Origin of the sequence: Gracilimonas amylolytica (genome assembly GCF_002911695.1) — a bacterium.
Taxonomy (GTDB): Bacteria; Bacteroidota; Rhodothermia; order Balneolales; family Balneolaceae; genus Gracilimonas; species Gracilimonas amylolytica.
In genome coordinates this window covers 308,035-333,033 of the sequence record NZ_PQBS01000010.1, presented here as the reverse complement: position 1 = coordinate 333,033, position 24,999 = coordinate 308,035, and the positions used below count along the sequence as shown (strand labels likewise).

At 40.9% G+C, this 24,999-nt stretch carries 25 protein-coding genes and 1 tRNA gene; 14 read left to right on the top strand and 12 right to left on the bottom strand.

Annotated features, from left to right (window positions below; all coding sequences use genetic code 11):
- Window positions 1–20: 20 nt before the first annotated feature.
- The 5 genes from C3B73_RS03830 to dtd all read right to left on the bottom strand — a co-directional run bounded on the left by C3B73_RS03830 (window position 21) and on the right by dtd (window position 4,628).
- Window positions 21–674 carry an IS1595 family transposase gene (locus C3B73_RS03830; RefSeq protein WP_103663931.1) on the bottom strand — a complete coding sequence of 218 codons (654 nt, stop codon included), beginning with the start codon at window positions 672–674 and terminating at the stop codon, window positions 21–23.
- A 68-nt stretch (window positions 675–742) separates the two neighbouring features.
- Window positions 743–1,648: a patatin-like phospholipase family protein gene (locus C3B73_RS03825; protein ID WP_103664305.1), complete on the bottom strand. Its 906-nt coding sequence runs from the start codon at window positions 1,646–1,648 to the stop codon at window positions 743–745.
- Window positions 1,645–3,114, bottom strand: a complete 1,470-nt coding sequence (locus tag C3B73_RS03820) for a YiiX/YebB-like N1pC/P60 family cysteine hydrolase (RefSeq protein WP_103664304.1) — start codon at window positions 3,112–3,114, stop codon at window positions 1,645–1,647. The genes C3B73_RS03825 and C3B73_RS03820 overlap by 4 nt, the downstream gene beginning before the upstream one ends.
- 51 nt (window positions 3,115–3,165) lie before the next feature.
- Window positions 3,166–4,059 (bottom strand): alkaline phosphatase family protein, encoded by an 894-nt coding sequence (locus C3B73_RS03815; RefSeq protein ID WP_103664303.1) that lies wholly within the window; start codon window positions 4,057–4,059, stop codon window positions 3,166–3,168.
- A 128-nt stretch (window positions 4,060–4,187) separates the two neighbouring features.
- Window positions 4,188–4,628 (bottom strand): D-aminoacyl-tRNA deacylase, encoded by a 441-nt coding sequence (gene dtd / locus C3B73_RS03810; RefSeq protein WP_103664302.1) that lies wholly within the window; start codon window positions 4,626–4,628, stop codon window positions 4,188–4,190.
- A 416-nt stretch (window positions 4,629–5,044) separates the two neighbouring features.
- Between dtd and C3B73_RS03805 the strand changes: the two genes are divergently transcribed.
- Entirely contained in the window at window positions 5,045–5,566 is a 522-nt protein-coding gene (locus tag C3B73_RS03805) for a YfiT family bacillithiol transferase (RefSeq protein WP_103664301.1), read from the top strand.
- Window positions 5,567–5,590: 24 nt separating this feature from the next.
- On the top strand, window positions 5,591–6,580 hold the full coding sequence (gene purM / locus C3B73_RS03800) for a phosphoribosylformylglycinamidine cyclo-ligase (RefSeq protein ID WP_103664322.1): 990 nt from the start codon (window positions 5,591–5,593) through the stop codon (window positions 6,578–6,580).
- Window positions 6,581–6,660: 80 nt separating this feature from the next.
- On the opposite strand, the gene C3B73_RS03795 is transcribed toward purM, so the two are convergent.
- A complete protein-coding gene (locus C3B73_RS03795; RefSeq protein WP_103664300.1) occupies window positions 6,661–7,092 on the bottom strand; it encodes a hypothetical protein in 432 nt (143 codons plus the stop codon).
- 123 nt (window positions 7,093–7,215) lie between these two features.
- Between C3B73_RS03795 and C3B73_RS03790 the strand changes: the two genes are divergently transcribed.
- Complete coding sequence (locus C3B73_RS03790; protein WP_103664299.1) at window positions 7,216–7,827, top strand: CPBP family intramembrane glutamic endopeptidase; 612 nt, start codon at window positions 7,216–7,218, stop codon at window positions 7,825–7,827.
- A 14-nt stretch (window positions 7,828–7,841) separates the two neighbouring features.
- On the opposite strand, the gene C3B73_RS03785 is transcribed toward C3B73_RS03790, so the two are convergent.
- The gene (locus tag C3B73_RS03785) at window positions 7,842–8,078 is read right to left on the bottom strand and encodes a DUF3820 family protein (RefSeq protein ID WP_103664298.1); all 237 of its coding nucleotides are present in this window, start codon (window positions 8,076–8,078) and stop codon (window positions 7,842–7,844) included.
- Window positions 8,079–8,200: 122 nt separating this feature from the next.
- Here C3B73_RS03785 and C3B73_RS03780 point away from each other — a divergent pair, with 122 nt between their 5' ends.
- Entirely contained in the window at window positions 8,201–9,931 is a 1,731-nt protein-coding gene (locus tag C3B73_RS03780) for a carbon starvation CstA family protein (RefSeq protein WP_103664297.1), read from the top strand.
- Here the strand turns inward: C3B73_RS03780 and C3B73_RS03775 are convergent, their stop codons facing one another.
- On the bottom strand, window positions 9,932–11,617 hold the full coding sequence (locus tag C3B73_RS03775; protein ID WP_103664296.1) for a potassium channel family protein: 1,686 nt from the start codon (window positions 11,615–11,617) through the stop codon (window positions 9,932–9,934). It lies immediately after the preceding gene.
- Between the two features lie 164 nt (window positions 11,618–11,781).
- Here C3B73_RS03775 and C3B73_RS03770 point away from each other — a divergent pair, with 164 nt between their 5' ends.
- The 4 genes from C3B73_RS03770 to C3B73_RS03755 all read left to right on the top strand — a co-directional run bounded on the left by C3B73_RS03770 (window position 11,782) and on the right by C3B73_RS03755 (window position 15,412).
- Entirely contained in the window at window positions 11,782–12,408 is a 627-nt protein-coding gene (locus tag C3B73_RS03770; RefSeq protein ID WP_198597265.1) for a 2OG-Fe(II) oxygenase, read from the top strand.
- Window positions 12,409–12,509: 101 nt separating this feature from the next.
- Entirely contained in the window at window positions 12,510–13,187 is a 678-nt protein-coding gene (locus tag C3B73_RS03765; RefSeq protein WP_103664295.1) for a response regulator transcription factor, read from the top strand.
- Between the two features lie 89 nt (window positions 13,188–13,276).
- Window positions 13,277–14,266 carry a sensor histidine kinase gene (locus C3B73_RS03760; RefSeq protein WP_232802980.1) on the top strand — a complete coding sequence of 330 codons (990 nt, stop codon included), beginning with the start codon at window positions 13,277–13,279 and terminating at the stop codon, window positions 14,264–14,266.
- Window positions 14,267–14,326: 60 nt separating this feature from the next.
- Complete coding sequence (locus C3B73_RS03755) at window positions 14,327–15,412, top strand: mannose-1-phosphate guanylyltransferase (protein WP_103664293.1); 1,086 nt, start codon at window positions 14,327–14,329, stop codon at window positions 15,410–15,412.
- A 1-nt stretch (window position 15,413) separates the two neighbouring features.
- On the opposite strand, the gene C3B73_RS03750 is transcribed toward C3B73_RS03755, so the two are convergent.
- Genes C3B73_RS03750 through C3B73_RS03740 form a run of 3 tightly spaced genes read right to left on the bottom strand, consistent with a single transcriptional unit; the run spans window position 15,414 to window position 17,199 of the window.
- A complete protein-coding gene (locus C3B73_RS03750; RefSeq protein WP_103664292.1) occupies window positions 15,414–16,172 on the bottom strand; it encodes an MBL fold metallo-hydrolase in 759 nt (252 codons plus the stop codon).
- Window positions 16,169–16,468: a hypothetical protein gene (locus C3B73_RS03745; RefSeq protein WP_103664291.1), complete on the bottom strand. Its 300-nt coding sequence runs from the start codon at window positions 16,466–16,468 to the stop codon at window positions 16,169–16,171. Before C3B73_RS03745 ends, C3B73_RS03750 begins: the two co-directional genes overlap by 4 nt.
- Complete coding sequence (locus tag C3B73_RS03740) at window positions 16,465–17,199, bottom strand: hypothetical protein (RefSeq protein ID WP_103664290.1); 735 nt, start codon at window positions 17,197–17,199, stop codon at window positions 16,465–16,467. Before C3B73_RS03740 ends, C3B73_RS03745 begins: the two co-directional genes overlap by 4 nt.
- A gap of 62 nt (window positions 17,200–17,261) precedes the next feature.
- Between C3B73_RS03740 and C3B73_RS03735 the strand changes: the two genes are divergently transcribed.
- The 6 genes from C3B73_RS03735 to C3B73_RS03710 all read left to right on the top strand — a co-directional run bounded on the left by C3B73_RS03735 (window position 17,262) and on the right by C3B73_RS03710 (window position 22,465).
- Window positions 17,262–17,801, top strand: coding sequence for a glutathione peroxidase (locus tag C3B73_RS03735; protein ID WP_103664289.1), 540 nt, complete (start codon window positions 17,262–17,264; stop codon window positions 17,799–17,801).
- Window positions 17,802–17,931: 130 nt separating this feature from the next.
- A tRNA-Asp gene (locus tag C3B73_RS03730) sits at window positions 17,932–18,005 on the top strand.
- A gap of 174 nt (window positions 18,006–18,179) precedes the next feature.
- Window positions 18,180–20,069, top strand: coding sequence for a tRNA uridine-5-carboxymethylaminomethyl(34) synthesis enzyme MnmG (gene mnmG / locus C3B73_RS03725; protein ID WP_103664288.1), 1,890 nt, complete (start codon window positions 18,180–18,182; stop codon window positions 20,067–20,069).
- A gap of 14 nt (window positions 20,070–20,083) precedes the next feature.
- On the top strand, window positions 20,084–20,716 hold the full coding sequence (locus C3B73_RS03720; RefSeq protein WP_103664287.1) for a 16S rRNA (guanine(527)-N(7))-methyltransferase RsmG: 633 nt from the start codon (window positions 20,084–20,086) through the stop codon (window positions 20,714–20,716).
- 2 nt (window positions 20,717–20,718) lie between these two features.
- Complete coding sequence (locus C3B73_RS03715; protein WP_103664286.1) at window positions 20,719–21,657, top strand: helix-turn-helix transcriptional regulator; 939 nt, start codon at window positions 20,719–20,721, stop codon at window positions 21,655–21,657.
- A 136-nt stretch (window positions 21,658–21,793) separates the two neighbouring features.
- Window positions 21,794–22,465, top strand: coding sequence for a hypothetical protein (locus tag C3B73_RS03710; protein ID WP_232802979.1), 672 nt, complete (start codon window positions 21,794–21,796; stop codon window positions 22,463–22,465).
- 64 nt (window positions 22,466–22,529) lie between these two features.
- Here C3B73_RS03710 and gyrA read toward each other — a convergent pair whose 3' ends face one another.
- Complete coding sequence (gene gyrA / locus C3B73_RS03705; RefSeq protein ID WP_103664284.1) at window positions 22,530–24,995, bottom strand: DNA gyrase subunit A; 2,466 nt, start codon at window positions 24,993–24,995, stop codon at window positions 22,530–22,532.
- Window positions 24,996–24,999: the final 4 nt, after the last annotated feature.

The following is a 24,999-nucleotide window of genomic DNA, read 5'->3' as shown; positions in this document are numbered from 1 at the left end:
GGGGCTGAAGTAGCTAAGGGTTAATGTTTGGTTTGCTTATACCATGATTTTAATTGCTTTAAGAGCTCTGCATGATTGCCTCCGTTGAAGCGCCACTCACATTCCTTTAAAAACCAGTAAAAATTATCTGCTTTGATGCCGTTAAATTTGCGCATATGACGCTTGGCTTGATTCCAGAAATTCTCTATTCCATTTATGTGATTCAGTTGATCTGCAAAGAGTTCACTGTGGTTAATTCGCATGTGGTGGAACTCAGAGATATCCAGGGCATTGTAGGAGCGAAAAGTATCGGTATAAACAATACTATCCGGCTGCACATTCTGTTGAATAATTGGTAGCAAGGTTTCTGTTTTAGCATTCGGAATAATAGCCGTGTACACTTTACCTCCACGCTTAAGTAATCCAAATACAGCTACTTTGCCGGTAGATCCACGGCCACGCTTACCTTTACGCTTGCCTCCAAAATAGCTTTCATCGGCTTCCACTTCCCCAGATAATTCATAACTGGGTAGTTTACTTGCAATGAGTTGACGTAGTCTCATAAAAAACCGTATAGCGGTGTTAGCTTGAACACCAATCAATTCCGAGGCTGCACGGGCCGTAGTACCTGCTACAAAATGTTCTATCAGCCGGCTTTGTTGGTGTGGGGTTAATCGACTTTTGCGTTCATACATAGTAACTAATTTAGCACCTTATTCAAGTCTTAGCTACTTCAGCCCCAAAATGAAAAATGCGCCTGTTTTTAATCCTCAGATCTTTCAGTACGCCCCATTTCCTTTTCATACGATCTCTTTCCAATTTCATAGATTCTCTTACCCTGATCGAAATCAAACACACCGCAAATATTACGCGGGATATCAATAAGGTGATCCGGTTGATACATTTCGATCATCAATTCAGTCAGCCGGTCTTGCGTAAAACTAAAGGTACTGTCCATGAGTTCTATCAGGGAAAATGACTCTTCTTTTGCCGGAAGCTCTGCTTTGGGTTTAGTTTTTCGTTTTGTTTTGAAAGAATCCGGAAGCATTTTATCAAACCATTTCTGCACTTCATCAAAGGTATCCGTTTCCTCTTTCGGTTTTTTATCGAATTTGGGATCCGGTTTTCCATTCAGGTTCACCGCTACAATGATCGCATCGTCCTGCTTATTTACCAGGTTAACAGGAAGGGGATTGAGCACCCCGCCATCTACCAGTACCATCCCATCTTCCACAACCGGTACAAAAAAACCTGGAATGGATACCGATGCCCTAAGCGCCTTATAAAGGTCGCCTTTTGTAAAATGGACCTCTTTGTGGTGCCGCATATCGGTGGCCACAGCTGTAAACGGAATGGGAAAGTCCTCTATCTGTTCATGTCCTGTTACTTCAACATGCTTGGCAAATAGCTTTTCACCTTTCACAAAACCCTGTTTCGCAAAGGTGAAATCAAGCAGATCGAAGACTCCTTTTTTATTCAGGCTGAACATCCACTCCTTATATTCCTTTAAATGTCCGGCCGCATAAATTCCTCCCACAACGGCCCCCATTGAGCACCCAATAACTTCAATGATCTCATAACCGGCTTTTTCGAGTTCCTCTATTACCGCAATGTGAGCGATACCCCGCGCACCGCCGCTACCTAATACCAAATGAACTTTCTGACTCATCTTCCCGTACATCCTGTTTCTGATTCTGCAATTCTTACTAATTCCCAGTATGGAGGCTGATATCCCTTCTCTTGCCTGAAGTTCTCCGATTTTTCACGGACCTGTTGTTTCAGAGTTTCATGACTATTTATAAAGGCATCACTTTTAGCCGCCTCAATGGCACTCATCCCTTCGGGAACCGGCCCAACCTTATCAAACCAATTCAAGATCTTGCTGTAAGCTTTTACTACACGCACCACCGGTAACATCCATCTGTTATACTCGATCTCGTCACCATTTTCAGCGCAAACTAGCATCGCATCGATAACAGCATTGTAAAGGTGATCTTCAAACAATGCATTCATGTCACGCCATTCTCCAACCACGGATAACTGAGGATCATATTCCAGGTCCGACGGCATCTGGGTTACAAAATTCTCTACCCCAAAGGTATTCATTACCTTAACGACTCCATCTGACGAGATCGTCGATTCTGCCGGCCATAGCTGAACACCATATTCTTTGTAGGCATAGGATCCCACCTCTGAGCAAAACATTGCCTCGGGGTCATAAAAATTCATTTTAAAATCGTAGGGTATATGCCGCTTTTGTGCTTCCTCAAACATATATTTTGCAGCTTTATGAGGAAGCACAGGATCTTTTTCTAATTGAGTAAGATCATACCTTGGCCTTAATACCATGAATCTCAATTTTCGGTCGTTGATGTATTCTTCTGCCGATGCAATGGCTACTCCCCGTTCAATATGGGCTTCTATGAAGTATGGAGTATGAGTGGTTTCATCCACATAGATCAGAGCTACATGCGAAAAGTTACCCGGAAAATCATTCCCTCTTGAGATCAACGCCGATACTTCGGCTCCACCTCTCGAAACCAGCAAGTCACCACTGTGTACGGTAATACCAAGAACTTTTGTTGATGGTGTAACTGAAGGTTCATCCTGTACAAGAATAACCGGATCAATGGTTTGCTTTGATTGAAGCAATATCTCCTCAATTGCTGCCCGCATTCCATACAACATTTTATAAAGGGTGATCCGACTCTCCCTGTTTTCAATATCCCAGTTCGAAGATACCTCTTTGATGCGTTTTCTTCCTTTATTATAAAGGTCAGTCAGTTCAACATAACCACTGTCTAATACTGCAACATAGGGAGCCGTTTCAAAAAATAGATCCAGCGACTTGTTTAAGCGAGGGTCAGAGGGTTCAAACTCATCAGATTCAAGTTCAGAAATCAGCTGTTCGATCCTTTTAATGCCGAACCTGATTGAATCTGAGATACCCTGCAACTCACCGGTTTTTGCGGAATTAAATCGAACTTCAAGCTGATCCCATCTTTCGTCCTGATCCCAGATAAACGGACTTTCAACCGAGTGGCTCTGGATCTCTGTTTCTGAACCCACCGGGATCATCAGTAATCCGTAGATCACGATAAGCCCTGAAAACATATAGATCAGTTTTTTCTTCATGCCCCAAAGTAATGAAACTCCTCAAATCCTTCCTACACTAATATCACTGTGCTATGAAGTCAAAGCTTCTAAAATTCCGGCCTTCACATCGGTCAGGCTTTCTGTATTCTTAAAGGGCTGAACCGATTGACCTAATACAAATAAAGGGATCCTGTTCCGGGTATGGGTTTTAGTTGAAAGGTCCTCAAGATTGCCATGATCACTGGTGATAACCAATGTATCTGAACTTCTCATATGACGGATTATATGCATGAGAAATTCATCCAGCGGTTCCAGAACCCGATGGGCATCGGCTGCTTTTTGGCTATGGCCGGCTTTATCCGTCAGGTAGTATTCATATAAAAGCAGGTCATGATCCGGAACCACATTTAAAAGTCTTTGTGCGGCATCGGTCGGGGTGATCTTTGGGATATCGATCCCGAGTTTATCTCGCCAGGCATTTTGTACGATCTCTGCCGTCAGGGCTGTTTCCTTCAACACCTCTTCGGTTGAATTAAGATTTAAACCTGAACTTTTGGTCATCAAAGTCGTGCAGCTCCATCTATTCCGTTTCTTTGCGTGTTCGAAAAAAACAGGTGGATAGGCGTTCATGAAGTAGGGGCTTTTTCCTGTTTCAAGCACGGAATGGAACACACTTTCCTTCTTCAGAAAAGGTTTGATACCCGAATGAGGAAATGGCCCAAAATGTTTACCTATTTCTTTAGCGGCATTGCGACCTGTGAAAAGTGTGGTTTGTCCGGTTCCGCTTTGTGGAAGTCCCCCGACTCCAAGATTGGCGTCGATGGGTTTAAATAATCGATCATGTTCAGCCACCGGTTCCGCATTTGTATTGAAAGACCCATTGGTCAGGGTCTCAAACGATTCATACCTGTGCTGACAAAATGGGTTTTCGGGAGCCTCTCTTCCAAGTCCAACGCCATCAATAAAAATGAATATAACTGACATGTATTATTAGTTGCTTCAATTTAGAAATCCTTCTAACCGATAACTGACCTGATGGATTTTTAAGCTTTCTTACCTGAACATATAAATGGTCAGACGGGCTTAAAGCCGTCAGATCAGGATGCTTTAATTTACTTCTCCAATATAATAGTAACCGGACCATCATTTTCCAGCTTCACATTCATCATCGCCCCAAATTCTCCGGTTTGTATAATGAGATCTGTATTGGTCTTAAACCAATCGACCATTTCTTCGTACATAGGCTCTGCTTTTTCGGGCCGGGCTGCTTCAATAAAACTTGGGCGGGTTCCTTTATCCGAATTCGCATACAAGGTAAATTGTGAAACAAGTAGAATTCCACCGCCTACATCCTGAACGGATAAATTCATTTTACCTTCTTCATCCTCAAAGATCCTTAACTTAGAGATCTTGTTGCAGATCCATTCCATTTGTTCTTTGGTATCATCCTGATGGATCCCAATTAAAACCAAAAGCCCTTTATTAATGGCACCGGTGATCTCATTATCGACCATTACGGATGATGAACTGACGCGCTGAATAACTGCCTTCATAAACTGTGGATATGTGGATTACTATGTGGATTACTCATTGACAAATTTTGGATAACTCAAAAGCCCTGAAATTGTAAACACGAATCCACAAAGCTTAAGTCCTATCAACATTCAAAAAGAATAACTTTTAATGTTAACACCAAAACCAGTCATTTTATGTATAACATATATAAGGTTGTGAATAATTCAGAACAACCTGCCTTAAACTACTGATTTATATGAATGAGTTATAAACAAATCTTTCCACATAATCTTTTTAACTGCTGTATAATTTTGGATAAAAAAGTTATCCACTTATCCACAGTCTCTACTACTATTACTAAACTATATAAATCCCATACTCATTGTTCTCTTGGTGTGGAAAAGTATCAGAAAAAGTTCTTAAAACACTCTGATAATCCTTCTATATTTGAGATATGAATAAGCAATATCCCATAGATAAATTTTCATACTCAGAAGATCATTCTCCTGAAGAACGTGAAAGCTGGTTAGATGATATTGCTTTACTTCCTGAACGCATCAGAAATGAAATCGACGGTTGTTCGGATGATATACTGATGATCCCTTACCGGGAAAATGGTTGGATGATCAGAGAAGTGATCACTCATTTACTCGATTCCCATACTAATGCCATTATTCGTTTAAAATTAGCCCTTACGGAAGATGATCCGGTTATAAGACCCTACGATCAGAATGCCTGGGTTGAAGTAGAAGAACAATTTGATATTCCTCTGGAACTTACGCTTCAGATGTTGGAAGATACTCATGAGAAAATGATCCGCATTTATGAAAGCCTGACAGAAGATCAGTGGAAGCGAACCTATAATAATCCTGAAGCCGGATCATTTACCCTGGCAAAATCTGCTGCTTTGTATGCATGGCATTCCAATCACCATTTAGCACATATTCGATTAGTAACCCAACACGAAAAATCATAGCGATCTATGTCTGATAAAAAACAAATGACCTACAAAGATTCCGGAGTGGATATCAAAGCCGGCGAAGAAATGGTCGAATCCATAAAAGGGGTGGTAAAAGATACCCATGGACCGGAAGTACTGTCTAATATCGGTGGGTTCGGAGGATTTTTCAGGCCGGATCTCGGTTCATACAAAAAACCGGTGTTTGTAAGCTCTGTAGATGGAGTTGGCACTAAACTGATCGTGGCGTTTAAAGCCGGAAAGTATGATACCGTTGGTCAGGATCTGGTGAATCATTGTGTAAATGATATTGCAGTTTGTGGGGCTAAACCTTTGTTCTTCCTGGATTATTTTTCGACCGGTAAGCTTGAACAGCATGTTGGAGTGGATGTAGTGAAGGGATTTGCCAAAGCCTGTAAAGAAAATGGTGTGGCACTGATCGGTGGCGAAACGGCTGAAATGCCTGATATTTATGATGAAGGAGAATTTGATCTGGCAGGTACCATTGTAGGAATTGTTGATGAAGATGAAGTGATCGATGGATCTGATATTAAAAAAGGGGATGTTCTCCTGGGATTCAAAAGCTCCGGATTACATACGAACGGTTATTCCCTGGCTCGCAAGGTTCTGTTCAGCAAATACAAAGTGGAAAATTATGTAGAAGATCTTGGGAGTACTGTAGGTGATGAATTGTTAAAGGTACACCGTTCTTATCTGTCTTTGATCACTGAATTAAAAACTTTGAAAGGAGTGAATGGATTTTCTCATATCACCGGTGGTGGTATTGTAGGAAACACAAAACGCATTCTTCCAGAAGGACTCAAGCTTGATATCAATTGGGAAAGTTGGAAACGGCCACCTGTTTATGATCTGATCAAGGAGATCGGAAATGTACCTGAAGAGGATATGCAGGCGACCTTCAACCTGGGAATAGGCTTAATTGCCGTAGTATTTGAAGATGAGGTGGAAACTGTGACCAAAAAAGCCCGGGAGTTGGGCGAAGAAGTTTATAAGGTTGGCAAGGTTAAATAGGAAGAATCCTTTTTTTCCTGAATATCTGAAAATTAAAAAGCCCATTGTTTAACATGGGCTTTTTCTTTGATGGGAGATGATCAAAAATTAAAATCAGGTATTTCCCCAACTTCGACTATAAAAACTCCATCCTGATATTGGGAGGTACTGCCAAGAACATCCCCATCACTAAGTAAAGTCAAAGTGATATCCGGTACCTGATCACCAAAAGCTGAAGCTTGCAACTGAAAGCCGGTGTAATCTCCATCAGGAAGGTCTCCTTCAGCCTCACCGCTTGAATTCAAAGTAATGGTATCCAACATTTCAAATTCAGCCTCAGATTGAGTGTAAGCATTATAAGATATAAGTACAGAAGCGCCTTCGGGTCCTTCAACCTGATATCGGAGGTCTCCGTCTAATGAAGCTTCATCTCCTGAATCAGAAGAACAAGCAGAAAGTACTGCAGTTGAAATAAATAGAATACCCAGAAAATGTGTGATAGATTTTAGTGTTTTGTATCTGTTGTGACTCATAATGTATATCGTTATTTAAATTTAAGGTCTGCCGTTAACTACGTAGTCGAAAATGATTAAAGGTCATTGTTTGTGTACCCAAAACAGATATCATCAGAATTATCACATAGTTTCAGTAATTGAATGAAAACCAATAACCCACAGAATTCGGCAACAGATAAAGAGATTATTGAGATGTCAACTGGAAAGTTGTTGATCATGTCTATTGTATCGGCCAACGTGTACTTCTTCCTTTCTATCATCATCATTAAGTATTGGCATGATGGATGGATCGTAGATCTGTTTAACAGTCAGTTTACGGTATGGAGTCAGGCAGGAATTGGATTGGGAGCAGGGATCATTGCTTCTGCAATTGTGTATCTCGTTATAAAATTACCACCCGTATCAACAGTTCTTTCAGATTTTTCAGTATTCCGAGCCCTTTCAAAAGCTCGCTTTTCTCTGTTTGATAAAACACAGATATCCCTATTTGCGGGAACCGGAGAGGAGTTGTTATTCAGAGGAGCTATTCAGCCGTTACTGGGTAACTGGATAACCTCGGCTATTTTTATTGGCATTCATGGATACTTCAAATTCAGATCAGCGGGGCATATTCTATTCGGGATCATGATGTTTTGTTTAAGCTTAATGCTCGGTTATCTAACCTCGGAAATAGGACTGATCGCTGCTATGATCGCTCATTCTGTTTATGATCTCATCATGCTCATTTTGATACAGAGGAATAAGGGAATGTAATTTATTAAAGAGCCTTATCGATTATGATTATATCGATGCTCTCTGATAATAGGCTTTAAAATATCATCCAGTCCGTTGGTTTTTATCTCGAACATAGTGGCTAAGTATTGGCCAAGTTGTCCTTTGGGAAATCCCTTTCTCGAAAACCATTCAAGATAATGAACCGGAAGCCTGGTGATATAACGGTCTTTATATTGGCCAAAGGGCATTTTAGCCTGAACCAGTTTTATAAGGAAGGTTGAGTCGTACAACGGATTGTTTTATTCGTTCTTGAGTGTGATGAAGGTATTGAGTGAAAGTTGCATCACAAAATGAAATGTAGTAAATAAGACACTTTAAGTTCGAGTAACCTGAAATTAACCGGGATAACTTCATGCAGGCAAGCTGGGTAGCGGCTCTTTCACTTTTACTGTTCTTTATAGGATATTGGTATTACTCAAAGTTTCTGGCTGAAAAGATCTATCAGCTAAATCCGAATTACATGACCCCGGCTCATGAGTTTCAGGATGATGTGGATTATGTGCCGGCTAATAAATTTGTTCTTTTGGGGCATCACTTTACTTCCATTGCCGGAGCAGCTCCCATTGTTGGTCCTGCTATTGCGGTATATTGGGGCTGGCTGCCTGCCATGCTTTGGGTAGTATTTGGGACGATCTTTGCGGCCGGTGTTCATGATTTTGGAACCATGGTTCTCTCAGTACGCCATAAAGGTCAATCGGTCGGAACGCTGGCTGATAAACTGATTGGTCACCGGGCCAAATTGCTATTTCTGTTCATTATTCTGATCCTTGTGCTAATGGTAAATGCCGTTTTTGCCTGGGTGATCTCCAATCTTTTTATCAACTTCCCTGCCACGGTACTTTCCATATTCATTCAAATTCCCCTGGCTGTATGGATCGGAGTCAGGGCTTATCGCAAAAGTGGAAACATGGTGATTCCTTCTATTCTGGTCCTGTTTGTGATGTACTTTACCGCTATAATTGCGAGTTATGTGCCGGTTCTTCAGATCGATCTGGTTCAGTATTTTGGCGGAGCTGAAGCCGAAGTGATCTTTGGGTTGACCGGCATTGAGATGGCATTCTTCATTTGGATCATGGTTCTGATGGTGTATGTGTACTTTGCATCCACTCTTCCGGTGTGGAAACTCCTGCAGCCACGTGATCTGATCAATGCCTATCAACTGGTTTTAGGTCTGCTTATCCTGTATCTCGGATTGTTTTTCAGTAATCCCGAAATAACAGCTCCGGCAACAAATGTGGAAGCTACCGATGTAAGCTGGTTTCCCCTTTTATTTATAACGATCGCATGCGGGGCTATCTCAGGATTTCACGGTTTAGTTTCATCGGGAACCACTGCCAAACAATTGGATAAGGAAACGGATGCCCGATTTGTCGGATATCTGGGTGCTATCGGAGAAGGATCTTTGGCCTTGATCACCATTGTAGCTGTAGTAACTTATTTCAACACCACGGGTGAATTTACTGAGGTATATCATTCATTTTCTGAAGCCGGCGCCGTGGGTTTGAATATTTTTGTGGAAGGAGCCGCCCAATTAGCTACGGCTTTACTCATCCCTCTTGAAGCTGCCAAAACCATTATAGCTGTGATCGTGATCAGTTTTGCTGCTACAACCTTAGATACCTCAGTAAGATTGATGCGATATATCCTGAATGAATTGGGAGATGAATATAGTATCAAGCCACTAACCAAGGTGCATACTTCAACATTGATCGCTGTAGGAGCCAGTGCCGCATTGGTGTTAATACCCGAAGGACCAAGGGGACTTGGTTCAGGAGGTTATTTGCTATGGCCGTTATTTGGAACTTCCAATCAATTGCTGGCCGGTATAAGTCTGCTTTTAGTAACTATTTGGCTGAAAAGACAGGGCAGGGCAATCGTCTATACGTTAATTCCCATGATATTCTTAATGGCCATGACGCTGTGGGCGATGGTCGAACAGGTCGTTTTTGATTGGTCGGGCTACAGCGGTAACGAAGCAAATATGCTCTTGTTTGTGTTTGGAGCCGTTATACTTGGGTTTACCATCTGGATCATATTGGAAGCAGTCACACTGATCAGAAAAGAACAACCTGGAGAGGATTGATCATTTGTAGTAATCAATGAAGCGTTGTTCGTCTTCTGTTTTACCAATTAAAATGATCTCACTGTTTCCGGGGATAGGAGCATTGGGATCCGGGTTGATCTGTTGTTCGCCATCTATTTGATAGGCAATGACATTACACCCGGTTTTGTTACGTATATCCAATTCTACCAATGTTTTGCCAACAATACTTTCAGGGGTATCAAGACTGAAGACATTGAGTCCCTGTGCTACCATTACAATGTCGTTTTCTTCAAAAATATTGAACACTGCATTGGCTCCCATAGCTGCATAACTCATTACAAAATCGGCTCCGGCGCGGTGTAAAGTGCTTACATTTCGCTCGAGGGTAGATCTTGAAACGATGTGAATATTTGGCCTTAAGCTGCGGCAATAAATGGTCAGATATATGTTAACATCATCTTGATTAGTGGTAATTATCACATTGGGTGCTCGGTCTATTCCGGCCTTTTTTAGCGTTTCCAGATCTGCAGCATCGCCTAAAATAAAATTGTCGGTTTGTTTGACCCGATCAGGATTTTTATCGATGATCTTGTATGGGATATTGCGTTGCTTAAGGTGTCGTGCTGCGGCCCGGCCCACTCTTCCCGCACCGATAATGATCAGCGGTTCATCACTGATTCCATAGATACCAAACAGTTCATCATATTTTCTGAGCTGATCCACCGTTCCCGCCAGCACCAGAACACTATGGGGATGAATCTCAAGGTCCGGATGTGAGCTTTTGAAATCACCGCGTTCCCAGATCCCAACTACATTGATTCCGAATTTTTCACGGATCTTGCTCTCTTTAAGGGTTTTGCCTACCAAAGGGGTATCAAAAGTAGTTGCCTCTGCTATGATCAATTCACCAAAACGGCCAACGGTATGTACCCGGGCATCCTGACCCAATACCCGTCTTGATAAAGCCCGACCAAGGATATTTCCCATATGAAGAACGTGATCACTGCCGGCTAATTTGAGAACATCAATGGAGTCGTAGGAATTGGATGATGAGATGATCTTTACAGTATCAGATAACTCCCTGATCGTATGGGCGACATTGGAATTGAACATATCAGTTCCACCGGTATAGACCATGGCAGCTTTTTCAACATGCATTTTTCTGAACGTATCAGGATCATCCGGCTCACCAACCATCACCCTATAGCCTTGGTCGTAAAGTTCAAGTGCACGGTCCAGCTCATTTACTAATAAAACATACTCATGACCATATTGCTTTAATTTGTGAATGAGTGATTTTGTGATCGCATCGAAGCTCGTAATGATCACGTGACCTGAAGTGTCTTCCGGTAATTCTCTCGGTGCACGGGCGCGGTGTTGGGCTTCCATCCATGGAGCGTAGAAGAACTCAATGAACGTAAAGGGCAGCATGATCAACAGGGAGATCACACCGGATCCTAAAACAATGATTGAAAAGATACGCCCAAGGTCTGACTGAAAAGTGATATCTCCAAAACCAAGGGTGGTCATGGTGGTCAGCGTCCAATAAAACCCGGTAACCCAGGAATGGTCCTGACCTTCGATGGCCATGATCTCGTGAAACAGTACACCATATAATATGATCATAGCGATCAAAACCAAGACAAATCGGATCAACCGTTTAATGTTGGTCTTCGTATTTCTGTTGGCTATGAAGTAGCTTATCTGTGAAGTAAAGAATTTCATGGTGGAATATGAGGCTTAGCTTATTGAAATGAAATATCTTTAGGTGATTTGTTTATAAAAATCATGAACACAAAATAATAGACCCGGCTATTCTTTCCTTTTTTAATTGAGCGTATATTTCGTGAATATACCGGTCAAAACGCTAAGCTTACCTTATTTTAGTTATGAATTATTCCGAAGAACAATGGCTGAATTGGATGGACCAACTGTCTGAAAATGATTATGTGATCGTGGATGATTTCATAAACGATGAGATGTTTAATAGCATCATGGAGTTCTTTCATGAAATGGAAACGGCCGATAAACTCAAAAAGGCAGGCATAGGGGCGCAGCAGGATTATCAGGTTAAGGCAGAGATAAGAGGGGATTTCATTTACTGGCTGGATGAAGGTCGGGACGTGGCTTTAAAACCTTTTTTTGATTTAAAAGATGAGCTAATTCAAAGTCTTAAACGGTTTTGTTATTTGAGTTTATCCGGGTCAGAGTTTCACATCGCTAAATACCCGGCCGGTTCTTATTATCATCGTCACCTCGACCAGTTCAATGAAAGAACCAATCGTCAGATCACGGTGCTCATCTATTTAAATAAGGATTGGAAACCTGGAAATGGCGGGGAATTAGTGATATATAAAGAGGATAAAGAGATCTTGGTTGAACCGATCGCAAAACGCTTGTTGCTGTTTAAAAGTGATGTGATCGAGCATGAGGTTCTAACAACCCAGGTACCACGATATAGTTTAACGGGCTGGCTTTTACACCAACCGGCGGGAATAGGTTTTTTACTTAGTTAGGCTGCGGACCGTAACAATTTCTTAACGGGTGTACATTTTCTATTAATACAGTACATTAGTACCATTGTGTAATTAAATCCCAGCACTTAAACCCCGGTATTGTGGTAAAAAAAACAATTCTTGTCGTTGACGACGAAAAAGACCTCCTCGATCTCATCGATTATAATCTAAAAAAAGAAGGCTTTAATGTACTGAAAGCTGAAAATGGTGAGGAGGGTATAGAGAGAGCTAAAGAATTTCATCCTGATCTGGTATTGATGGATATTATGATGCCTAAGATGGATGGTATGGAAGCGGTCGAAAAAATGAGGAAAGATGATGAACTCAAATCCACTCCCATCATTTTTCTAACGGCACGGAGTGATGAAAAAACAGAAGTGGAGGGACTGAATAAAGGGGGCGATGATTACATCACTAAACCCATCAGTACCACAAAATTGATATCCAGGATCAAAGCGGTGTTAAGGCGTTTTGATGAAACGGAAGAAGAAGTGAATCGCCTTGAAGTTCACGACCTGACGATCGATAAAGACCGGTATATCGTTCAACGTGGGGATGAAGAATTCCAGCTTCCACGCAAAGAATTTGAATTACTCTATTACCTTGCAAGCCGAAAAGGTAAAGTTCGTGACCGGCAAACATTGTTAAATAAGGTTTGGGGAGATAATATCTATGTGGTTGACAGAACGGTTGATGTGCATGTGAGAAAGATTCGGGAAAAGCTGGGAGATCATTACATAGAAACTGTGAAGGGAGTTGGGTACAGATTTAAGGAATGAGCAGTTCTTCTAAAACAAATAAAGGATTATACCGGTTGGGCCTTCGGCTCGGGTTTTATATTTCGGTGAGCATCTTACCGATTATTTTTTTGATCTCATGGTTAGGGTTTGATCTGCCAACTGATAAAGCCATTTATCTTTCACTTACCACAGCGGGATCAACGTTTTTGATCTCATATCTGGTGATACATTTTCTAACAGGAAGAAGACTTGAGATCGTTGAGCGGTTATTCAAAAATATTTCACGAAAACGGTTCATCGAATACAACGACATTTCCTATGGTAAGAACGATGAAATAGATTATCTGATCAAACAAGGGGTCAAATCAAGCCGTACTACGGAACGGGAAATACAAAGATTGAACCGAATAGAGAATTATCGGAAAGAATTTATCGGTGATATCTCACATGAACTAAAAACCCCCATTTTTGCTATTCAGGGGTTTATTGAAACATTATTGAACGGGGCTCTGGAAGATGAAGAGGTTAACCGTGATTTTCTAAGAAAGGCAATGAGAAATGTGAATCGCCTGATCTATCTCACAAAAGATCTTATGGAGATCTCTAAACTTGAAACCGGTGAGTTGAAGTCTGAAATAGAAGAAGTGTACCTGTTTGAAGTTATTAACGATATTATTGAAAGCCTGAATTACAAAGCTGAAAAAGAGGGTATAAAACTCATCATCAACGAGTTTGATAGAGGTATTTTGGTCAGAGCCGATAAAAATCAGCTTAAGCAGGTGTTGATCAACCTCATCGAAAATGGAATTAAATATAATGTGCCAAAAGGGAAGGTAGAGGTAAGTGTTTTCACGAAGCCTAAACAGCCGGAGCGGATCTTTCTTTCGGTTCAAGACACAGGAATTGGTATTGACGAAAAAGACATTCCTCGTGTAACGGAACGGTTTTTCAGGGTCGATAAATCGCGTTCACGGGAACGGGGTGGTACCGGACTTGGACTTGCTATCGTCAAACATATAATGGAAGCCCACGGCGAGAAGTTCACGATAGAAAGTGAGCCCAACAAAGGGTCAAAATTTACGATCAGCCTGAGACGTGTTGAATCGGTTCATGTTTGATCAATTATATATTACCTTTCGGGTAAATAAGTCATTCAAACACATTTATAGCAATAGTATATGATCTACGCAGTAATTATGGCAGGGGGATCGGGAACACGGTTTTGGCCACGCAGCACAAAGGAACTTCCCAAACAGTTTCTATCTCTCTTTGGGGAAGGAACAATGATACAGAATACGGCTAGGCGGGTAGAGTCTATGATTCCTCAGGAAAACATTCTGGTAGTTACCAATGATAACTATTTGGACATTGTAAAAGATCAGCTCCCTTCAGTTCCAGAAGAAAATATCATAGGCGAACCTGTAGCCAAGAACACCGCACCCTGTGTGGCAATTGCCGCTCAATTACTGTACAAAAAAGATCCTGAAGCCGTGATGGTTGTATTGCCGGCTGACCATCATATTGAAGACCCCGATGCTTTCAAAAGGTATCTGACCTCAGCCGTTGAAAAAGCTAAATCTGGTTCAAATTTAGTTACCATTGGCATTGAACCTGACCGGCCTGAAACCGGTTATGGGTACATTCAAGGCGATGATTCAGGTTCAGAAAAAGTTAGCGGTAATGATATTTATTCAGTAAAGGCTTTTAAAGAGAAACCTGACCTTGATACGGCAAAGCAATTTATAAAGGAAGGTAACTATTACTGGAACAGCGGAATGTTCATTTGGAGTGCAAAGACCATTCTTGATGAATTCAGTAAGCACTTACCTGATATGTATAAACTGATCGAACAAGCCAATGATGGTTTGTATGAAGATCAACATAAAGAGTCTATAGATCAGTTTTATCACTCCTGTGAATCCATTTCAATTGATTATGGGATCATGGAACATGCCAGGGAGGTATTCGTGGTTCCCGGAGAATTTGGCTGGAATGATGTAGGCAGCTGGACTGCCGTGTACGATCTTGGGGAAAAGGATGATTCAGGAAATGTCATTAATACCGACGCGAGTACCTTGAGCGAGACCACAAATAGTTATGCCTATTCTAAAAGTGGAAAAATGATATCACTGGTTGGGTTGGATAATGTAGCCGTTGTTGAAACGGATGATGCTATCCTGGTTTGTAAGCTGGATAAAGCTCAGAATGTAAAGGATATCGTTGAGCAGTTGAAGTCAAACGATCAGTTCAAGAAATTCCTATAAACTAAAGATGAAGAACCTGTTGATCATAAGCTAAATTTATGTGATCAGGCAGCTTTCGGTTTGTGGGTTCATGATCCACATAGCTGTTCATGTGAATGAGGTAGGCTTCCGGTATCTCTAATCTTTCTATGATCTCAACTGCCTGAGGTATGGTTAAGTGAGTGGGGTGTTCAGGTTCCCAACGCAAAGCTCCCAACACCAATACTTTCGAACCTTTGATCTTCTCTAAGGTGGAATCCGGTAGTTCCTTCACATCCGTTATGTAGGAAAAGTCATTCAAGCGGTAACCATTAACTTCAGTTGTTCCATGTTTTACGGGAAGGGTGGTAATGTTAACATCACCAATTTTAAAAGTCTCTTCTGCCTCAATTAATTGCAATGAAGTTGAACCGGGATACTTGTTCTCCCCAAACATGTAATCAAATCTCTTTTTTACTGATTCAATACATTTTTTTGAAGCGTAGGCGGGAATGGCAGATTCGTTAATGTACGAGTAGATCCTCAGGTCATCTAAGCCGGCAACATGGTCCATGTGCTCATGAGTGATCAATAAGTGATCCAGAACCTGAATTTTAGCCTTGATGCTTTGAATTCTGAATTCCGGTCCGGCATCAATTAATATAGACTGACCTTTATGCTGTATCCAGGCTGAACATCTGGTTCTAAAATTCCTCGGATCGTGAAAAAGTTTTTCTCCTCTAAACCCACCGGCAACCGGTACGCCCATTGAAGTTCCGGTACCTAAAAACGTTACTTTCATTCTAAATCAAAATCTTCTGAAATATTTTCAGGTGTTACCTGAAGCTGATCCCAAAGGTCTTCCAGGTTCTTTCTGACAGCCGGTTTTATGTACACACCGGTTAGATCAATTTCTCCTAACACTCTTCCCATTGTTCCCAATTGCGACTCAATGGGTTTATTCTTATTGACAACCACTAACTTTTGTCCCTCAATAATACACTCATCGCCTCTGAAAGAACCTCGTTCTTTACGTAAGGTATATCCAGCCTGTTCTAATATCTGTTCTAGTTCGAGAAGTAGCTTATCAGGTTTCAAAATGATACTCCTAATGTGATTGTATGCCCGACCAGATCATAATCTAATCGTTCCTCATCAATGTCGTATGAATCGTTAATATAATCATAACCAATACTTAGGTTCTTTCCGAATAACAGATTATAAATATTGATCCTTGCACTGCCGCTTAATCCAAAGACACTGCCTCCCAGAAACCCACCGCTTGCCGTACTGAATCCGTAGGAGGTTAAAAATTCACCTGTAATATTAAATTTGGTTTGATTGATTATGGCTGCCGTTAACCCGGCGCCTGCACTTAGAGAAGTCTGTGAAAATTCTTCATTATTCTGATCATTTCTAACGGATACCAAACGACTATCAAGTTTGACAGGAATTCCGGCTTTGAATTTTTGTTGGTTGATCAGGTAAAACGGGTTTTTAAAATTTAAGTTTAAGCTAAAGTATTTTGTGTCATTTAATCCTGTGATAGAATTTCCAAGAGCTGCATTCAAGTTAAGACCAAATGATTCATAGGCAATGTATGCGGCTTCTCCATTAAAAGTTAATGGAGAAAAGAATTGTTCATCGATCATTCCGGAGCCTTTAAATTCAAAATTTACAAATTGTACACCGGCTCTAACATATGGAGAATAGATGGAACTAAAACTTGTTCTACTTTCTGTGCCCACTGAAAACATTTGGGCGTTCGACGAAAATGGAAACACTAAAATGCTTAGTAATGCAAAAATTGATAACGTATATTTTTTCATCTTGGAATGATTTAGATTGAACCAATAGTTTAGTTATTACCCAACTCAATAATAATACGGATATGAAAATATTAACAATCTTAATTACCCTGATCTTAGGAATTGGTATGAATACAACAAATGATAGCATCTTTAATTATACAATGAAGGATATTGACGGCAAAGAAGTTTCACTTGAATCCTATAAAGGTAAAGTTATCCTGGTTGTTAATGTAGCTTCTAAATGTGGTTACACTCCTCAGTATGAAGGCTTACAGAGTTTGTATGAAACCTATAAAGATGAAGGTTTAGTCGTCCTCGGTTTTCCGGCCAATAACTTTAAAGGACAAGAACCGGGTTCCGATGAAGAGATCAAACAATTCTGTACGCTGAACTACGGTGTGGAATTTCCAATGTTCTCTAAAGTATCTGTGAAAGGTGATGATCAGGATGAACTCTTTAAATATTTAACTCAGGAACAAAACCCAGACTTTACCGGCGAAATAAAGTGGAATTTTGAAAAATTTCTTATCAATAAAGAGGGGGATCTGATCAGAAGGTTCAGAAGCAATGTAGAACCGGAAAGCAATGAGATCCTTGATGCGGTTAAAAGCGCACTTTAAATACATGTTTTTGGGTTTCTGCTTTAGCTAAAATTATCACTTAGTGATTGGGCATCATTTTTTTGATTTGTTTTTAAAAAACCTTGACATCGAAGCATAATGGTCCGTATATTTAGTGCTCTCTCAAAAAGGTCCGGTAGTTCAGTTGGTTAGAACGCCTGCCTGTCACGCAGGAGGTCGAGGGTTCGAGTCCCTTCCGGATCGCAAAACAAAGCTTTCAACATTAGTTGGAAGCTTTTTTTGTTTACAGAAGATTTTAAATACAATTAGTCAATACCTGTCGGTAAGCCGTTATAATAGTAGAGAGAGCGCTATTTTCTTATCTTAATTTTCGTAGCGGTTTTATGAATGATATAAATAGATAAAAAACAGTAAGTAATGGATCATATTAATCCTAAGTACGATGTCATTGTAGTAGGTGGAGGTCATGCGGGCAGTGAAGCTGCAGGTGCCGCAGCCGAAATGGGTGCCAAAACCCTTTTAATTACAATGAATCTGGAGGCCATAGCAAAGATGTCTTGCAATCCTGCCATGGGTGGTGTTGCAAAAGGACAGTTGGTTAGGGAGATCGATGCTCTTGGGGGGCTCTCAGGAATTGTTAGTGATGAGACGGGTGTACAGTTCAGAATGTTGAACCTGAGTAAAGGCCCGGCTATGTGGAGCCCCAGGTGTCAAAGTGATCGTATGTTGTATGCTCAAAAAATGAGGGAGAAACTTGAACAAAAGGATAACCTATATTTCCGGCAAGATAATGTTGTAGATCTTATTGTCTCAGAGGATGGGAATAAGATCGATGGTGTTATCACCCAAACCGGACAGCGATTTTATTCCCACAGTGTTATTCTAACTAGCGGAACCTTTTTAAATGGATTGATACACATTGGGGAAACCCAATTTGGCGGGGGGCGGTCTGGGGAAAGAGCTTCTGTCGGTATCTCAGCTGCCCTTGAAGATCTTGGTTTTGAAGTGGGAAGGTTAAAAACCGGAACACCTCCAAGAATTGACGGCCGTACGGTAGATTATTCTAAATTAGAAGTTCAATATGGAGATGAAGACCCATCCGGGTTTTCATTTTTGACAGAGTCACTTCCTTCATTGGACGAACAGTTAACCTGTTGGATCGGGTATACTAATGATAACGTTCATGATGTACTTAGAACCGGTTTTGATCGCAGCCCGATGTTTAATGGGCGCATTAAATCCATTGGGCCTAGGTACTGCCCCAGTATTGAAGACAAGATCGATCGATTTGCTGATAAAGATCGTCATCAACTCTTTTTGGAACCGGAAGGATGGAATACCTATGAGATGTATTTAAATGGGTTCTCCACCTCATTGCCTGAAGATGTGCAATATCAAGCACTTCGCACTATACCGGGGTTCGAGGATGTAATTATGATCCGCCCGGGATATGCCATTGAATACGATTATTTCCCTCCGCATCAAATACGACGTTCTTTAGAAACTAAACTTGTAGATGGCCTTTATTTTGCCGGACAGATCAATGGTACCACAGGGTACGAAGAAGCAGCTTGCCAGGGGTTAATGGCGGGAATCAATGCGGCTCTGAATGTACAAGGCAAAGACCCTTTGATCCTTCAAAGATCAGAGGCTTACATAGGTGTTTTGATCGATGATCTTATCAATAAAGGTACAGAAGAGCCTTACAGAATGTTTACCTCCAGGGCAGAGCACCGAATATTGTTAAGGCAGGATAATGCTGACCTTCGTTTGACAGAGATCGGGCATAAAATAGGCCTGGCATCCGAAGAGAGATATAACAGGATGCTTAAGAAAAAAGAAGCTATTGATGAACTGGAGTCATTGATTAAAGATTATACGGTTCGACCAGAGCAAATGGATCCAATGCTTGAAAATAAAGATAGCTCAACGATGTCGCAGCCTATGAAGGCTGAGAAGATCCTGCTCAGGCCTGAAGTCAACTTAAATGATATGCTTGAGCATGATTCTGATTTAAAAGAAAAGGTTTATTCTATCTCTGCGGACAAAAAGGTATTAGAGCAGATAGAGATAAGGATCAAATACGCAGGGTATATTGAAAAGGAATTTGAAATGGTTAAGGAGCTTGAAAAGCAGGAGCACATGGAGATCCCTGAACAGATCGAATATTCTAATATTAAAAGTCTTTCGACTGAAGGAGCCCAAAAACTATCTAAAATAAAACCTGAGACAATAGGTCAAGCCAGTAGAATAAGCGGTGTATCGGCAAGTGATGTATCGGTACTTATGGTATATCTTAAAAATTAACCCCGGTGTTTCACGTGAAACATAATATTCAGCACAAAAAATTTGATCAATTTGAATCAACTCAAGAGTTATTCCAGAAACACTCATCTATAATTCGAGATTATGTAGATCAGTTAATGTGGTGGAATGATAGGGTTAACCTGATTAGTAGAGATGTTTCACGTGAAACAATTGTCGAACACGTTCGCCATTCTTTGATATTGAGTAGCTCAAAATTGATAGATCAGGCTGAAACAATAGTTGATGCCGGGACCGGCGGCGGGTTGCCGGGCATCCCGTTGGCTATTGCACGAGTTGACAAACAGATCGTGTTGAATGATATCGTGACCAAAAAAGTGATGGCATGTAAGCAAATGATCTTGAAATTAAAGCTTGATAATTGCAGAGCGGTAGATGGGTCGATCGCTAACATTGAAATGAATGGAGATACTTGTGTTGTGTCAAAGCATGCCTTTAAAATAAATGACCTGTTATCAATGATAGATGATAAGCCGTGGTTGGGCATTCTTCTGCTAAAGGGAGAGGGTGAAGTAGAGAGGGAATTAGATGGGATCACGCAGCCTTTAAATATAAATGTGTTATCACTTGAGCAAAAGAATAATCCTTTTTATGATGGTAAGGCATTAGTTGAAATCACAAGACAATAAGTATGAACAGCTCTGAACGAAGACTGAAATTGATGCTGTTGCTGCAACAGCCGGGTAATAATAAAACAGTAAATGAACTGGCAGAGCATTTTGGGGTGAGTAGGCGTACTATATTTAGAGATTTCAATGCTTTACAGGAAATTAATGTACCGGTAACCTGGGACAGGTATTCCGGTTATGGATTGATTGATGGATATAAGATCCCTCCACTGATGTTCACATCCAAAGAGCTCGCAACCATCATGGTTGGCCTTAACTTTGTGAAATCCCAGGTTGATGCAGGACTTGTTGAGGATGCTAAAGGGGTAGAGGTTAAGATAAAGAACGTGCTTCCTGATGATCTGAAGGAATTCATGGTTTCACTGGAGGGAAGAACGATCGTAGATCCTTATCTCAAATTTGGTGGAGAAAAAAAGAAAGGCGGAAACTGGTATTTGATAAGCAGCGCGATCGCACAGAAAAAAAGAATGCAATTCAGGTATACGACTAAATCAGGTGAAACCGATATAAGGAAAATTGATCCTTATGTTTTGGTTTTTTACGATGATCATTGGAATGTGATCGGTCGATCTCATCTCAGGGGAGATAACAGGAATTTTATCCTCGAAAATATAGAGGAAGTAAAAATTCTGGAAGAAATTTACACGGTAAAAGAAGAAATCGACATAGAGGCCCTTATTTACGGTTCTGGCGACAGATCGGATTTAATAATACTAGGAGTCGAAAAAAGCGAGTTAGGGCGCTTAGAAGCGAATCTGCCGGCTAAAATAATTAAGAGAATACCTGTGAATAATGAAATAATTAAAGTGGAGTTTAAATTCGATAATTTGGACTTTATAAACGAATGGTTGCTCCAGTTCGGAAAAAAAATAAAAATAGAGAGTCCGAAGTCTTTAATTGAAAAAAGACAAGCATTACTAAAGGAAATGTTGAAACAGTAAATTTAAAATCGGGGTAATGAATTTAGATGATCTTAAAAATGCCGGTGATGATCCGGATCTGATCCCGGGTATATATAACTATTGTGATCGGTGGTGCGAGCGTTGTTACTTATCATCACATTGCCTGGTGTTTAAAATGGAAATGCAGGAAACGCAAGGTTCGGATTCCAGGGATATAAGTAATCAGGAGTTTTGGGAAAACCTGTCTGATATGTTTTCCTTGACACGGGAGATGATCAATGAAATGGCAGAAGAAAAAGGGATTGATGTCGAGTCTTTAAAGGAAGATACTAATGAAAAGATAAAAGTTGATAGTGCTGATGTACAAGATCATCCTGTAAGTAGAGCAGCTGACCTCTATTTCGAGTCATCCCATCAATGGCTTCATAATAATCGTGATAGGTTTTCTGAAGTATTGAGTGAATATGAACAACTCATAAACCTAAATATAAATCGGCAGGGCAGTGCTGATAGTATATTAATTATAAAAGATTTAATAGATATTATAAGCTGGTATCACACCATGATTCCTGTAAAATCCAAAAGAGCAGTTATGAGTTCCATGGATGAATTTTGGGATGAAGATGACTTTCAAAATGATATGAATGGAACAGCAAAAGTAGTGATCAAGTGTATTGAAAGGTCAACCTTTGCATGGAATGGGATCTTAACCCAATTTCCGGATCAGGAAGAAGAGGCAATGAAAAACTTATCAAATCTGGAATGGTTGAAAACAAATATTACCAAGTACTTCCCTAATGCTGAAAAATTTATCAGGCCCGGATTCGACGAAAATATAAGCCAATAAAAAAAGGCCTCAGAAATGAGGCCTTTTTAATTAACTAATTAGAATATTAAGGTGAAGTTATGATTTAATCTTCATCTTCCTCATCACCTTCTTCCTCGTTTACTACACGAGTTACGGCGGCAATGGCACCGTCAGAATCAAGTCGCATAATTCTTACACCCTGAGTATTTCTACCCATAGTTCGAATGCCACCACAATTCATTCGGATCACTTTACCTTTTTCAGTAATGATCATCAGGTCATCCTGATCGGTCACTTCTTTTAGTGCGATCAGTGAACCGGTCTTAGGCGTTATCTTAAGTGTAATTACACCTTTACCGCCTCGTGATTGTTCACGGTAATCATCAACCAGTGACCGTTTTCCGTATCCGTTTTCTGACATTGCAAGAACCGTGGCCTCGTGGGCATTGCGTATAACGACCATGTCAACGATCTCGCCGTCTTTACTGAGGTTCATGCCTTTAACACCAGAAGTATTACGGCCCATTTCGCGCACTTCCTCTTCGTGGAAGCGGATGGCCCGTCCATTCTTATTGGCAAGAATGATCTGACTGTCGCCGTCTGTAAGTTCGGCGGCTAACAGACTGTCACCTTCTTTGATGTTAATGGCAATGATTCCATCACGTCGTGGTCGGCTATAAGCTTCAAGGGTCGTTTTCTTGACTAAGCCATCTTTGGTAGCCATGATGATGGAGTGATCATTGATGTATTCTTCATCATCAAGCGTTTTAACCGGTACAAATGCCTTGATTTGATCGTCTTTATCAATATCGATAAGGTTAACAATAGCACGTCCCCTTGCAAGGCGGCCGCCTTCCGGTATTTCATAGACCTTAAGCCAGTAACACATGCCTTTTTCTGTAAAGAACAGAATGTAGTTATGTGTAGTGGCCACAAATAAATGTTCCACATATTCCTCATCACGAGTTGTGGTGCCTTTCATGCCTTTGCCGCCTCTTCGTTGTCGGCGATATCCGCTTACCGGCATTCGTTTGATAAAGCCTTTGTTGGATATGGTTACAACCACATCTTCATTGGCGATCATGTCTTCAATGTTGAAGTCCTCTGCGGAATGAACCACCTGTGTTCTTCTTTCGTCACCGTATCTCTTTTTCAGATCAGCGAGTTCTTTTTTGATGATCTCAGTTTGTTTGTCTCGGTTAGAAAGAATCTCTCTGTAATCAGCGATCTTATCTATGATCTCTCTGTACTCACCGTCAATTTTTTCTCTTTCGAGACCGGTGAGTTTCTGGAGCCTCATATCCAGGATAGCTTTAGCCTGAATATCCGTTAAGGCGAATTTCTTACGAAGTTCAATATTGGCTTCGTTTGGACTATTCGAGGCTCGAATCGTTTTAATAACCTCATCCAGGTTATCAAGAGCGATCTTAAGGCCTTCTAAAATATGGGCCCTGGCTTCTGCCTGATCCAGATCATAGATTGTGCGACGAATAATGATGTCTACACGGTGCTCAACAAAATGATAAATGAGCTCCTTGAGGTTCATCACTTTTGGACGCCCTTTAACAAGAGCAAGATTGATGATACCAAAAGTGGTCTGCATTTGAGTGTACTTGTACAATTGGTTCAGAACCACACCGGCGTTAGCGGAACGCTTTAGAATAATAACGATCCTGATACCCTCACGGTCAGATTCATCTCTAACCTCAGAGATCTCAGTGATCTTTTCATCATTTACAAGCTGAGCAATTTTCTGGATCAGCGTACTTTTGTTTACCTGATACGGAATTTCTGTGATAACGATCTGTTCACGGTTACCACGAAGTTCTTCGGTATTGGCTCTTGCACGAAGGGTTACTTTTCCACGGCCTGTTTCGTAGGCTTCTTTTACGCCTTCATAACCGTAGATAATACCGGCTGTTGGAAAATCAGGAGCCGTGATGTGCTTCATCAGTTGCTTGATCTCAATATCCGGATCATCGATATAAGCCTGAACTCCATCAATGACTTCAGACATATTGTGAGGGGCCATATTGGTGGCCATACCCACGGCAATACCGGATGCCCCATTGATCAAAAGATTAGGAAGCATACTTGGAAGAACAGTAGGTTCTTCAAGAGTATCATCAAAGTTTGGAGAATAATCTACGGTATCTTTGTTGATATCCGCGAGCATTTCCTCAGATAGTCGGTCCATACGAACTTCCGTATAACGCATAGCAGCCGCGCTATCACCATCAATGGAACCAAAGTTACCCTGTCCGTCGGCTAATGGATATCTCAGTGAGAAATCCTGAACCATACGTACGATGGAATCATAAACGGCACTGTCACCATGAGGGTGATACTTTCCTAATACCTCACCGACAATACGGGCACTTTTCTTGTAATTTCTGTTATGAAGCATCCCGAGGTCATTCATCCCGTAAAGAATGCGGCGGTGAACCGGTTTCAGTCCGTCACGCACATCAGGAAGGGCTCGTGAAACAATCACCGACATCGAATAATCGATGTAGGACGATTGCATTTCGTCTTCAATAGTTATTGGAATAATTTTTTCTCTGGCCATAAAT

Excerpts from the sequence above, each read along its gene's own strand:
- C3B73_RS03830 (WP_103663931.1), bottom strand. The coding sequence starts at position 674 with ATGTATGAACGCAAAAGTCGATTAACCCCACACCAACAAAGCCGGCTG.
- C3B73_RS03825 (WP_103664305.1), bottom strand. The coding sequence starts at position 1,648 with ATGAGTCAGAAAGTTCATTTGGTATTAGGTAGCGGCGGTGCGCGGGGT.
- C3B73_RS03820 (WP_103664304.1), bottom strand. The coding sequence starts at position 3,114 with ATGAAGAAAAAACTGATCTATATGTTTTCAGGGCTTATCGTGATCTAC.
- C3B73_RS03815 (WP_103664303.1), bottom strand. The coding sequence starts at position 4,059 with ATGTCAGTTATATTCATTTTTATTGATGGCGTTGGACTTGGAAGAGAG.
- dtd (WP_103664302.1), bottom strand. The coding sequence starts at position 4,628 with ATGAAGGCAGTTATTCAGCGCGTCAGTTCATCATCCGTAATGGTCGAT.
- C3B73_RS03805 (WP_103664301.1), top strand. The coding sequence starts at position 5,045 with ATGAATAAGCAATATCCCATAGATAAATTTTCATACTCAGAAGATCAT.
- purM (WP_103664322.1), top strand. The coding sequence starts at position 5,591 with ATGACCTACAAAGATTCCGGAGTGGATATCAAAGCCGGCGAAGAAATG.
- C3B73_RS03795 (WP_103664300.1), bottom strand. The coding sequence starts at position 7,092 with ATGAGTCACAACAGATACAAAACACTAAAATCTATCACACATTTTCTG.
- C3B73_RS03790 (WP_103664299.1), top strand. The coding sequence starts at position 7,216 with ATGAAAACCAATAACCCACAGAATTCGGCAACAGATAAAGAGATTATT.
- C3B73_RS03780 (WP_103664297.1), top strand. The coding sequence starts at position 8,201 with ATGCAGGCAAGCTGGGTAGCGGCTCTTTCACTTTTACTGTTCTTTATA.
- C3B73_RS03775 (WP_103664296.1), bottom strand. The coding sequence starts at position 11,617 with ATGAAATTCTTTACTTCACAGATAAGCTACTTCATAGCCAACAGAAAT.
- C3B73_RS03770 (WP_198597265.1), top strand. The coding sequence starts at position 11,782 with ATGAATTATTCCGAAGAACAATGGCTGAATTGGATGGACCAACTGTCT.
- C3B73_RS03755 (WP_103664293.1), top strand. The coding sequence starts at position 14,327 with ATGATCTACGCAGTAATTATGGCAGGGGGATCGGGAACACGGTTTTGG.
- C3B73_RS03750 (WP_103664292.1), bottom strand. The coding sequence starts at position 16,172 with ATGAAAGTAACGTTTTTAGGTACCGGAACTTCAATGGGCGTACCGGTT.
- C3B73_RS03740 (WP_103664290.1), bottom strand. The coding sequence starts at position 17,199 with ATGAAAAAATATACGTTATCAATTTTTGCATTACTAAGCATTTTAGTG.
- C3B73_RS03735 (WP_103664289.1), top strand. The coding sequence starts at position 17,262 with ATGAAAATATTAACAATCTTAATTACCCTGATCTTAGGAATTGGTATG.
- mnmG (WP_103664288.1), top strand. The coding sequence starts at position 18,180 with ATGGATCATATTAATCCTAAGTACGATGTCATTGTAGTAGGTGGAGGT.
- C3B73_RS03715 (WP_103664286.1), top strand. The coding sequence starts at position 20,719 with ATGAACAGCTCTGAACGAAGACTGAAATTGATGCTGTTGCTGCAACAG.
- C3B73_RS03710 (WP_232802979.1), top strand. The coding sequence starts at position 21,794 with ATGGAAATGCAGGAAACGCAAGGTTCGGATTCCAGGGATATAAGTAAT.
- gyrA (WP_103664284.1), bottom strand. The coding sequence starts at position 24,995 with ATGGCCAGAGAAAAAATTATTCCAATAACTATTGAAGACGAAATGCAA.